Below are 11,678 nucleotides of genomic sequence, written 5' to 3' on the forward strand. Positions count from 1 at the left end.
TCATTTCCCCTTATAAGTTGTCGTAATCTTTTTGAGAGGCAGGACGGAATAATTTAGTTACTCCAGTTTGATCTAAGGCTTTTACAATTAAATAAGAGAGTATACCAGACAGTACAATACCACTAATAGCACGGAAAATGATGAAAAGTAGTAAGTTCCAACCTGCAACTTCGTTTAGATAGCCGTAAAAATAATCTACAGGGAAAGATACTAATGCTGTTACTAAACCAGCTAACATTGCTACCATTAAAGAACGTGATTTGTATTTAAAGATAGCAAACACAACTTCACATGCTAGACCTTGTAAAATTGCATATACTATAGTAGGAATATCAAATTTCCCCATAACAATAGTTTCACCTGCACCGGCAGCAAATTCAGCAATTAATGCAATGCCTGGTTTAGGAATAATTAAGTAAGCTACAATAGCAGCCATAAACCAAATACCGTATGTAAGTTGTTCTAGATGTATACCAGCTACTTGAGCTAAATTATATGGCAACCACCATAAGTTATAAATGATTGCAAAAATAACAGCAATCAGCACAGTAACTAGAATTTCTGAAAGCTTTAAACCTTTAGACATAAAATAGTTCCTCCTAAAAAACGCACAACCCTTCGTAGAAAAGTTGTGCGTAAATTTAAATAAAAATGCTATTAATTATAAAAAACATGATTTATTTAAGTTAACACTTTCCTACGCTAGTATTTAACTAGATCAGGTTCAAAGGGTTTGAGGTTAAGCCTCATCTCAGTGCTATACACCCCTAGTGCATTTATATTTTATTTATTTTAAATGTATGACTTTTAATAGTAGATGTCAAGATGCTTTTAATCTATATTTAATTAAAAATAAATTATAATTAAACAGTTTACATATTTAATAAGTAAAATGTAATTAGTTCTAAAAATAATTGAATAAAAGTAGGACAGATTTATTTCCAACTCAGCCATCGATAGCCAATATATTAAAAATACCTGAGACAACTTGTATGTCTCAGGCTTATTCATTAATTACTATTAATGATGACATAAATAAGAAAATTAGTCTAATGTATCTTGAACGTCTTGTTTAGTTTGTTCAATATCATCAGTTTTTTCTTCTTTTTGTTCTTTTAATTTTTCTTCATATTCTTTTGCTTTTTTTGCATCTTCATGTGTCATAGGACAACTCTCCTTTTTCATAAATTACTTTACAAAATTAATATACCCAATTAATAAAAGGATAAACTTAATCTCAGTCTAGAGAAGTATTTTATTTTTTATTAAAGACAAGAATAGAAAGTTCATATATAATTAATTTTGAGGTGAACTGTATGTCTTTTCTTAAGAAACACGCCGAGATTATCTATAGTTACTTGATCGGTATCGTTTCACTCTTCACAGGTCTCATTATCTTGATCAATTTGCCTTTAATTCATAAACTAAAAAATAAAGATAAAATTGACTTAAAAATACATAATATATGGGACTTTCTTAATGCATTTTTTAGTGAAATAATTAGAGTGATGAGTAGATTCATAGGCAACTTTCCAGTTGTAAGTGCAGTCATAATTATTCTATTTGGTATTCTAGTCATATTGATTGGATATACGTTATTTAGAACAACCAAATACGATTACGACATCTCAATTTTCTTTTTAGTCATTGGTATTTTATACTTCCTCATTACAATTACATTGATGACTCAAGTATATGGTTTTTGGGCAATTATATTCATTATTCCATTTGTGATTCATACAGGATATATCGTTTATAAAGATGAATTGTATCAAGAAAATAGAAAAGTTCATTATTTATGGATTATTATTTCATATGGAATAAGTTACTTGATTACTCAAATGTCATTGTATGGCAAAATCGATGCAAATGAGATTGAGCCTATTGATATTTTAAGTGTAAATACATTCTTCATCATTATGTGGTTATTAGCTCAAGCGGCAATTTGGAATTTCTTATTCTTACGCCGTGCGTTACCTTTAACAAAAGAAGAATTAGGGGAAGAAGAGCCTGAATTATCAAGAACTCAAAAAGGAAACGTTTCGACTCAATCAAAAGTTCATTTTAAACAACTTCAAGATAAAACATCAGAATATGCACATAAGACAAGAAGAAGTGTAGATTTAGATAAAATTAGATCTAAACGCGATAAATTTAAAAGTAAATTTAAAAATATTGTAGATATAGAAGAAGATGATATTCCTAAGTGGATGAGACGCCCTAAATGGATTAAACCAGCATATGTGGAAATTTTCTGTGGGTTTATCTTATTCTTATTTACATTTATAGAATTTAATAACAGAAATGCTCTATTTGTATCTGGAGAATGGGAATTATCACAAACTCAATACGTGATTGAATGGATTACATTGTTAATATTACTCTTTATTATTATCATTTACATTGCTACGACATTTACTCATTTTTTAAGAGGCAAATTTTACTATTTACAATTGTTTATGATTAGTATTCTATTTTTTAAATTGCTTACTGAATTCATTAATATAATGATTCATGGTCTATTACTTTCAATATTTATCACACCTACATTAATTATTATGTTAATACCTGTAATTATAGCATTTTCGTTGCAATTAAAAGAAAAACCATAATCTGAGTAAGGGAGTGGAACAGAATTCATTTTTGAATTCATTGTTCCGCTTCTTTTTTTAATTTAATATTTAGGTGAAGATTTTTAAATTTGTTAAAATAGTAGAGTAAATCGTAACAGATTCGTTAAAAAATTAAAACAGGAGAAATTAAAATGAAAATAGCAACTTTAAATAAAGGCAAAGAAACTAAATATTTAAATCAATATCCTTTAGTTGAAGAAGAAGATATTTTTCAACATGATCATTTAAAAGAAGGTGACTTGTTTAATATAGTTACTGAAAATAATCAATATATAGCAACAGCTTATGTAGGACGTCAACATAAAGGTTTAGGATGGGTAATCACATATAGCCAAGAAGAAGATATCAATATTACTTTCTTTGAAAATTTATTTGAAAAAGCGCTAGAAGAAAGAGCGTATTATTACAATATAGAAGGAACTAATGCTTTTAGACTATTTAATGCTGAGGGAGATGGCGTTGGAGGCTTAACTATTGATAATTATAATGGACATCTACTTATTCAATGGTATTCAAAAGGAATTTACAAGTTTCGTTATATAATTATTGAAGCAATAAAAAAAGTATTTAAATTTGAATCTGTTTTTGAAAAAATGCGCTTTAAAGATACGGAGTATACAGGAGGACATGTACTTGGAAAAACTCCAGAATTTCCCATAGTTATTGAAGAAAACTTTATATTTTACAATGTTGATTTAAATGATGGATTGATGACAGGAATATTTTTAGATCAAAAAGAAGTTCGTAAAAAATTACGTGATTATTTTGCCGAAAATAGAAGTATTTTAAATCTATTTAGTTATACGGGCGCGTTTTCAGTGATAGCATCTAAAAATGCTAAAGTTACAACAAGTGTAGATTTAGCTAATCGTTCTCGTACATTAACTGAAGAAAATTTTGGGTTAAATGGTGTAGATCCCAAAAGTCAATATATATATGTCATGGATACATTTGATTTTTATAATTATGCAGCACGTCATGGAAACCAATATGACACAATAGTCATTGATCCGCCTAGTTTTGCGCGTAATAAAAAGAAAACTTTTTCAGTACAAAAAAATTATGATGATTTAATTAATGGTGCTTTAGATGTTTTAGCACCAAATGGTACATTGTTGCTATGTACAAATTCAAGTGCTTTTTCTTTAAAAGCATTTAAAAATGTAATCAAGAAAACATTGGAACAAGCTAACGTAGAATATGAAATAGAAGAAGTTATGGGATTACCAAAAGACTTTAAAACACATCCACATTATAAACCTTCTAAATATTTAAAAGCTGTATTCATAAATATTAAGCATTAAAGTACTGAAATAGGGTATCGAATGTATGTTGAAAATATTATGAAAAACGAAAGGTGAGTCAGTAAATGGGTATTATTCATAAAATTACAAATGGAGTTACTGATAAAGTAGGTAAAAAAGTCTTAGATATAGAAGAAATTAACGAAAAAGATATCTTACCTAAAAACGAAGAAGAAATTGCACAACGTAGAGAAAAAGCTAAAGCAGTCGTTAAGAAAAAATCTTTATTATCTTCAGGGATGAGTGTTGTGCCAATTCCAGGATTAGACTTTGGTGTAGATATCAAATTGATGAAAGATATTATTGAAGATATTAATAAAATTTACGGCCTTGATCAAAAACAAGTCAATTCTCTTGGTGAAGATGTTAAAGAACGTATTTTATCAGCAGCAGCAATTCAAGGTAGTTCAATGATTGGTGAAAAAGTGACTAGTGGTGCTTTGAAATTAATCATTAGAGATGTTGCTAAGCGTACTGCAGCGAAACAAACAAAATGGTTCCCAGTAGTGGGACAAGCTGTTTCAGCTTCAATTAGTTACTACTTTATGAATAAATTAGGTCAAGATCATATAGAAAAATGTGAAAAAGTTTTACGTGATATTATTTAATTTTTTAAAAATGTAGTATAATAAAAGCGAAGAAATTTATATATAATATTAGAAAATTGACTAACATAAATCTATACCTATTATAAGTAATCAAACTTTGTTTGATTACTTATATAATGACTGTTACTTTATTAACATAAGTGTATTTTTCTATAATAATTCAATTATATAATAATTGAATTTAGTTATATATTTTGGTAGTGTTAGGGTATAAATTTTTATGTTAGATAATAAGAAAACTAATTTTCTAACTTATGGAGGAGAAATAGATTATGGAACAAAAATCATATGTAATCGTTGATGAAACTGGAATTCATGCACGTCCAGCTACAATGTTAGTGCAAACAGCATCTAAATTTGATTCAGATATTCAATTAGAATATAACGGTAAAAAAGTAAATTTAAAATCAATTATGGGCGTTATGAGTTTAGGTGTAGGTAAAGATGCTGAAATCACTATCTATGCTGATGGAAGCGATGAACAAGACGCAATTCAAGCGATCAGTGAAGTGTTATCAAAAGAAGGTTTAACAGAGTAATTATGTCTAAATTAATTAAAGGTATTGCAGCTTCTGATGGAGTTGCAATTGCCAAAGCATATTTACTGGTAGAACCTGATTTATCATTTACGAATGAGAAAATTACTGATACTGATGCTGAAATTAAAAAGTTCAGAAATGCTTTAGAAGCTTCCAAAATTGAATTAACAAAAATTAGAAATAATGCTGAAAAATCATTAGGTGCAGATAAAGCTGCTATTTTTGATGCACATTTACTTGTACTTGATGACCCAGAATTAATTCAGCCAATTGAAGATAAAATTGAGAATGAGAAAGTAAATGCTCCAGAAGCATTAAATGAAGTTACGACTCAATTTATTACTATTTTTGAATCTATGGATAATGAATATATGAGAGAACGTGCATCAGATATTCGTGACGTTTCTAAGCGTGTACTTGCTCATCTTTTAGGTGTGGAGTTACCAAATCCTAGTATGATTGATGAAAGTGTAGTTATTATAGGAAACGATTTAACACCATCTGATACTGCACAATTAAACAAAGAGTTTGTTCAAGGTTTTGTTACAAATATTGGTGGCCGTACAAGTCATTCTGCAATTATGAGCCGTTCATTAGAAATTGCAGCCGTGGTGGGTACTAAATCGATTACTCATGAAGTAAAACAAGGAGATATGGTTATTGTTGACGGTATTACTGGTGACGTTATCATAGATCCAACTGAAGATGAACTCATTGCTTATCAAAATAAACGTGAGCGTTTCTTTGAAGATAAAAAAGAATTACAAAAACTTCGTGATGCTGAAACTGTAACTGTTGACGGTGAACATGCAGAATTAGCTGCTAATATTGGTACACCTGATGATTTATATGGTGTTATGGAAAATGGCGCTGAAGGAATTGGTCTTTATAGAACAGAATTTTTATATATGGGTAGAGATCAAATGCCAACTGAAGACGAACAATTTGAAGCGTATAAAAAAGTTTTAGAAACTATGAAAGATAAACGCGTTGTTGTACGTACTTTAGATATTGGTGGAGATAAAGAATTACCATATTTAAATTTACCTAAAGAAATGAATCCATTCTTAGGTTATCGTGCAATTCGTTTGTGCTTAGATCAACAAGACATCTTCAGAACACAATTACGTGCGTTATTACGCGCATCTGCTTATGGTAAATTAAATATTATGTTCCCAATGGTAGCCACTATTAAAGAGTTTAGAGATGCTAAAGCGATTCTTTTAGAAGAAAAAGATAAATTAACTAGCGAAGGACAAGAAGTTGCTGATGATATCGAAGTAGGTATCATGGTAGAGATTCCTTCTACTGCTGCGTTAGCTGATATCTTTGCTAAAGAAGTAGATTTCTTTAGTATAGGAACTAATGACTTAATTCAATATACTATGGCAGCTGATCGTATGTCTGAACGTGTTTCATATTTATATCAACCATATAATCCAGCAATTTTACGTTTAGTTAAACAGGTCATTGAAGCTTCTCATAAAGAAGGTAAATGGACTGGTATGTGTGGTGAAATGGCTGGCGATGAAACAGCAATACCATTATTATTAGGTTTAGGATTAGATGAGTTCTCTATGAGTGCAACCTCTATTCTTAAAGCTAGAAGACAAATTAATGGTTTAAGTAAAAACGAGATGGCGGAATTAGCAAACCGTGCTATTAATTGTGCAACACAAGATGAAGTTAAAGAACTTGTTCATCACATTTCTAAGTAATATTAAAAATACCTGAGACAATTTATGATGTCTCAGGTTCTTTTTTTATGTAACTACAGTTGGATATCAAATATTTTGTTAATTTTTTCTAAATCCACATGATATATAGGCTCCTCATTTAATAAAATAAATGGTGTAGAGAATGCATCATATTCTAACATTTCATTACGATAAGAAGGATGCTTAATATTTTTTTCAATAAAATTAATATGATGTTCCGTTAAATAGTTTTTTATAAAATTACAAGGGGGACAATCGTCTTGTGTATAAATAATTATTTTAGACATAAATCATATTCTCCTTTTAATTATACTTTTTTTACTATATATAAGGTAATTAAAAAATGCAAACTGTGAATTTTATGTGAATTCCATTTAAATTCTCCATTAAAAATAAACAAAAAAATTTTAGTTACTAATGTTTAGGTATATAATTTAAATTTACAGGCTTTAATTTTAAATTATAGAAAAGGTGGTTAAATATGAATTCTGTCGAAATTAGTCGTTTTTTGACAGGGATGACATTAGGCGTTCATATTATTTTTGCTACTATAGGGGTAGGAATGCCATTAATGTTTGCAATTGCAGAGTTTTTAGGGATCAAAAAGAAAGATCCTAAATATATAGCATTAGCAAAACGTTGGTCAAAAGGGTATACGATTACAGTTGCAGTTGGGGTTGTAACTGGAACAATTATTGGATTACAACTTTCGCTTGTATGGCCTACGTTTATGAAAATGGGTGGCCATGTTATTGCACTTCCTCTTTTCATGGAAACATTTGCTTTCTTCTTTGAAGCAATCTTTTTAAGTATTTATCTGTATACATGGAATCGTTTTAAAAATCAATGGATACATTTTTTAATTAGTTTACCTGTTATTATAGGTGGTTCATTCTCAGCGTTCTTTATTACTTCAGTGAACTCATTTATGAATACGCCAGCAGGTTTTGAAATGAAAAAAGGCAAAATGGTTAATGTTCAACCATTTGAAGCAATGTTCAATTCTTCATTTTTAGTTAGGGCATTTCATGTTGTTGCAACAGCTGGTATGACGATGGCGTTTATTTTGGCAGCAATCGCTGCATTTAAATTATTAAAAAATAAATATAGTGAAGATGCGCCATATCATAAAAAAGCGTTAAAAATGACTATGATTCTTGGATTTATTCAAACATTATTATCAATGTTAGCTGGCGATTTGTCTGCTAAGTTTCTTCATAAAGTACAACCAGAAAAATTAGCCGCATATGAGTGGCATTTTGATACACATTCTAAAGCAGATTTAGTATTTTTTGGTATTTTAAATGAAAAAACTCAAGAAGTTTCAGGAGCTATAAAAATTCCTGGATTACTGAGCTTTTTAGCTGATAATAATATTAATACTAAAGTAAAAGGTTTAAATGAATTTCCTAAAAATGATTTACCTCCATTAATCGTTCATTATTTCTTTGATCTAATGGTATCTATGGGAATCTTTTGTTTTATCGTATCAGGCATTTTCATATTAGCATTATTGATAAAAAAACTACGTCCTATTATAACTAAAAAAGTAATGCTTTATGCAGTACTTTTAACAGGACCTGCTTCAATGCTTGCTATAGAATTTGGTTGGTTCTTAACTGAAATGGGACGTCAGCCATGGATTGTTAGAGGATATATGCGTGTTAGCCAAGCTGCTACACAGGCAGGAGGAATTACGTTAGTAACAATTCTATTCGGTTTACTTTATTTTGTACTTCTCTTTACATCTGCTTATGTATTATTGAGAATGTTTAGAAATAAACCAGCTCGCGAGGATATTGATAAAGTGATTGGAGGTCAAGAATAATGGATTATACTGGCATAGGTATTATAGTATTATGGACTTTCCTATTTTGTTATATTATCGTAGCGTCTATTGATTTTGGTGCTGGATTTTTAACTTTGCATACAAAATTAACGGGAGAAGAAAAAAAGATTAATCATCTTATAGAAAGATATTTAAATCCTGTATGGGAAGTAACAAATGTATTTTTCGTATTTTTCTTTGTAGGTTTTGTAGGATTTTTCCCGGATTCAGCTCTTTATTTAGGGACAGTGTTATTAATTCCTGGTTCAATCGCTTTAATTCTTATTTCTATTAGAAGTAGTTTTTATGCTTTTGAACATTATGGACAAGATAATAAACTGCCTTGGATATTTTTATATGGTATTACTGGACTTTTAATACCCGCAGCACTCGCAACTGTATTGACTATCTCAGAAGGTGGATACATTAATGAACAAGGCAATCATTTTGATTTGGATTGGGTACAGTTACTATTAAGTCCTTTTGCATGGTCAGTTGTATTTTTAGCAATTGTAAGTGTATTATATATATCATCAGGGTTTTTAACATATTATGCTTCTAAAGCAAAAGATAAAGTAGCTTATAAATTTATGCGTCAATGGTTTATGTTCTGGGGTCCACCGATGATTATCATTTCATTATTTGTATTCTTATCATTAAGAATACAAAACTCTAATCACTTTTATAATGCAATTACGCATTATTGGTGGATGTTTGCAATTAGTTTTATTTTCTTCTTAATTGCAGGAGTTTTAAATATAATTAAAAAGTATCACGGTTTAGCATTTATTATGGTAATTTTACAAATGGCTTTCGCTTTTTACGGATACGGTATGAGTAAGTTACCTTATATTCTTTATCCATATATTAAAATTTCAGATTCAGGTGTAAACTCATCAATGGGCTTAGCATTAACAATTGTCTTTATTTTAGGTTTACTTTTATTACTTCCATCGTTAATATTGTTATTGAGATTATTCGTTTTTGATAAACAATATGTAGAAGGTAAAAAGTAATTTAAATTAAGAGAGGAGCTGAAATGAGAGTGATTTATATTTATAGAACTTTGAATAAGGTTCTAGTATATAAATGAACTTATCATTTTAGCTCTTATTTTTTAGTTAGGAGTTCCAAAATTCATGGAGAAAGAGTATGTAGTAATAGGATTAGGTCGTTTTGGAGGAAGTATTGTAAGAGAGTTAAACGCTTTAGATATGGATGTTATGGCTATTGATAGAGATGAAGCTCGAGTAAATGAATATAGTGAAATTGCGACACATGCTGTTGTAGCTGACACTACAGATGAAGCCGTAATGAAAAGTTTAGGTATACGAAATTTTGATCATGTCATTGTGGCAATAGGTGAGAATATTCAATCTAGTACATTAACAACTTTAATATTGAAAGAATTAGGTGTAAAAAAAGTTACGGCCAAAGCACAAAACGATTATCATGCAAAGATTTTGAATAAAATTGGTGCTGACACTGTGGTACATCCAGAAAGAGATATGGGCCGTCGTATTGCACATAATGTAGCAAGTGCAAGTGTACTAGACTACCTTGAACTCGCAGATGAACATTCATTAGTAGAGTTAAAAGTAAGTGAAAAATTGACTGGTCAAACAATCAGAGATTTAGATATTCGAGCACAATTTGGTATTAATATTATTGCAATAAAAAGAGGACGAGAAATCATTGTGTCACCAGATCCAAACATGAATATTGAAATTGGAGATATTATGATAATGATTGGACACGACAATGATTTAAATCGTTTTGAGAAAAAAATAGTAAGATAGTAAAACGAAGCTGGGACATCATTCCTAGCAAAATAGCCAGTAAATGAGTTTATTATATATTCGTTTACTGGCTTCTTTATTTACAATACTTCATATTGTTGGCTCGCTTTCTTAGAGGACGGCTCCAGCTTGTCCTGTTCCCTTAAGAGTTTCGGCAAAATGCATTATATGTCATTTTACATTGAAATACTTTAATACAATAAGGTCCTTTCGTATAAGTTAATAAACATCACTAAACTAAATTAACGAGGTGCCTTATGTGTAAAGAATATAACATGACTCAACTTACTCTAACAATGAAAACTTCAGTACTTATCCCCATAAATGATACGTCATGACAAGTAAATGATATTATAGAAACAATGCTTAAGATTGAATTCGATGAATTCAGACATCAATGTGGTGCAACATCAAACCATCCAAAAATGATGTTAAAAGTCATTCTATATGCCTACACACAATCTGTGTTTTCAGAACGTAAGATAGAAAAATAACTTAATGATAGCATTCGAATAATGTGCCTACCATAAAATCAAAAGCCTTCTTATAAAACGATGAATCGATTTAGAATCAATCCAAACGTAGATGCATTATTAAAATCACCATTTATTCAATGTCATAGTCAGTGTTTGAAACAACATCTTATAGATGATCGGGTCATTTTTATTAATAGTACGAAAGTTGAGGCGAATACTAATTGATATACATTTGTATGGAAAAAGCGTATTCAAAACTATGAGTCAAGGATGAATGTAGATTCTAAAGCACTCTGTCATGAATGGATGACAAATAAAATTATACCTGAGATTAAAAAAGATCACGATAATGACTTAACAAAAGAACTAAAATTAAACAATACAAAAAGCAAATTAATGATTACTCTGGGCGAAAGCATAAATACGACGTCTAAAAATCTATTTTAAAGGGTAGACATAGTTATTCTAAAATAGACCATAATGCCATATTTATGAGAATGAAAGAAGATTATATGAAAAATAGACAACTCAAACCAGGGTATCATTTACAAATAGCGACAAATTCTCAATTTGTTTTATCTTATCTTGTGTATCAAAATCTGACTGATACAAGAACGATGATACCATTTTTAAATTCAATTCAAGAGACCTACGTTCATTTACTTGAATATATTGTAGGTGACGCAAGTTATGGTAGCGAACCCAATGATATAGCAATAATAAATCATTTTAATCGAATACCGCTTATAACCTACGGTATGTTTATAAAAGAT

The 11,678-nt window shown here is 29.7% G+C and carries 11 protein-coding genes, 1 pseudogene and 1 riboswitch; of the genes and pseudogenes, 9 read left to right on the forward strand and 3 right to left on the reverse strand.

The window, feature by feature from the left end; translation table 11 throughout:
* Positions 1-10 precede the first annotated feature (10 nt).
* A complete protein-coding gene (locus tag HMPREF3046_RS08490; protein WP_002448226.1) occupies positions 11-586 on the reverse strand; it encodes an ECF transporter S component in 576 nt (191 codons plus the stop codon).
* A gap of 91 nt (positions 587-677) precedes the next feature.
* A riboswitch (TPP riboswitch) is annotated at positions 678-779 on the reverse strand.
* Between the two features lie 265 nt (positions 780-1,044).
* Entirely contained in the window at positions 1,045-1,164 is a 120-nt protein-coding gene (graF, locus tag HMPREF3046_RS11425) for a glycopeptide resistance-associated protein GraF (protein WP_141755531.1), read from the reverse strand.
* Positions 1,165-1,316: 152 nt separating this feature from the next.
* Between graF and auxA the strand changes: the two genes are divergently transcribed.
* The 5 genes from auxA to ptsP all read left to right on the forward strand — a co-directional run bounded on the left by auxA (position 1,317) and on the right by ptsP (position 6,802).
* Positions 1,317-2,612, forward strand: a complete 1,296-nt coding sequence (auxA, locus tag HMPREF3046_RS08495) for a lipoteichoic acid stability factor AuxA (protein WP_070718650.1) — start codon at positions 1,317-1,319, stop codon at positions 2,610-2,612.
* Between the two features lie 152 nt (positions 2,613-2,764).
* Positions 2,765-3,937 carry a class I SAM-dependent rRNA methyltransferase gene (locus HMPREF3046_RS08500; protein WP_070718652.1) on the forward strand — a complete coding sequence of 391 codons (1,173 nt, stop codon included), beginning with the start codon at positions 2,765-2,767 and terminating at the stop codon, positions 3,935-3,937.
* Positions 3,938-4,002: 65 nt separating this feature from the next.
* Positions 4,003-4,545: a DUF697 domain-containing protein gene (locus tag HMPREF3046_RS08505; RefSeq protein WP_002448203.1), complete on the forward strand. Its 543-nt coding sequence runs from the start codon at positions 4,003-4,005 to the stop codon at positions 4,543-4,545.
* A 272-nt stretch (positions 4,546-4,817) separates the two neighbouring features.
* Positions 4,818-5,084: a phosphocarrier protein HPr gene (locus tag HMPREF3046_RS08510; protein ID WP_002448249.1), complete on the forward strand. Its 267-nt coding sequence runs from the start codon at positions 4,818-4,820 to the stop codon at positions 5,082-5,084.
* Between the two features lie 2 nt (positions 5,085-5,086).
* Complete coding sequence (gene ptsP / locus HMPREF3046_RS08515) at positions 5,087-6,802, forward strand: phosphoenolpyruvate--protein phosphotransferase (protein ID WP_070718656.1); 1,716 nt, start codon at positions 5,087-5,089, stop codon at positions 6,800-6,802.
* A gap of 53 nt (positions 6,803-6,855) precedes the next feature.
* On the opposite strand, the gene HMPREF3046_RS08520 is transcribed toward ptsP, so the two are convergent.
* Positions 6,856-7,089 (reverse strand): glutaredoxin family protein, encoded by a 234-nt coding sequence (locus tag HMPREF3046_RS08520; RefSeq protein WP_070718658.1) that lies wholly within the window; start codon positions 7,087-7,089, stop codon positions 6,856-6,858.
* A gap of 194 nt (positions 7,090-7,283) precedes the next feature.
* On the opposite strand from HMPREF3046_RS08520, the gene HMPREF3046_RS08525 reads away from it, so the two are divergent.
* The 4 genes and pseudogenes from HMPREF3046_RS08525 to HMPREF3046_RS11060 form a co-directional block, all read left to right on the forward strand.
* Positions 7,284-8,630 carry a cytochrome ubiquinol oxidase subunit I gene (locus HMPREF3046_RS08525; RefSeq protein WP_070718662.1) on the forward strand — a complete coding sequence of 449 codons (1,347 nt, stop codon included), beginning with the start codon at positions 7,284-7,286 and terminating at the stop codon, positions 8,628-8,630.
* Positions 8,630-9,646 (forward strand): cytochrome d ubiquinol oxidase subunit II, encoded by a 1,017-nt coding sequence (locus HMPREF3046_RS08530; protein ID WP_070718665.1) that lies wholly within the window; start codon positions 8,630-8,632, stop codon positions 9,644-9,646. Before HMPREF3046_RS08525 ends, HMPREF3046_RS08530 begins: the two co-directional genes overlap by 1 nt.
* 123 nt (positions 9,647-9,769) lie before the next feature.
* Positions 9,770-10,429 carry a potassium channel family protein gene (locus HMPREF3046_RS08535; RefSeq protein WP_002448135.1) on the forward strand — a complete coding sequence of 220 codons (660 nt, stop codon included), beginning with the start codon at positions 9,770-9,772 and terminating at the stop codon, positions 10,427-10,429.
* 257 nt (positions 10,430-10,686) lie between these two features.
* A pseudogene (locus HMPREF3046_RS11060) lies at positions 10,687-11,678 on the forward strand (transposase); the annotation flags it as partial.

Source organism: Staphylococcus sp. HMSC070D05 (assembly GCF_001815595.1).
Classification (GTDB): Bacteria; Bacillota; Bacilli; order Staphylococcales; family Staphylococcaceae; genus Staphylococcus; species Staphylococcus hominis.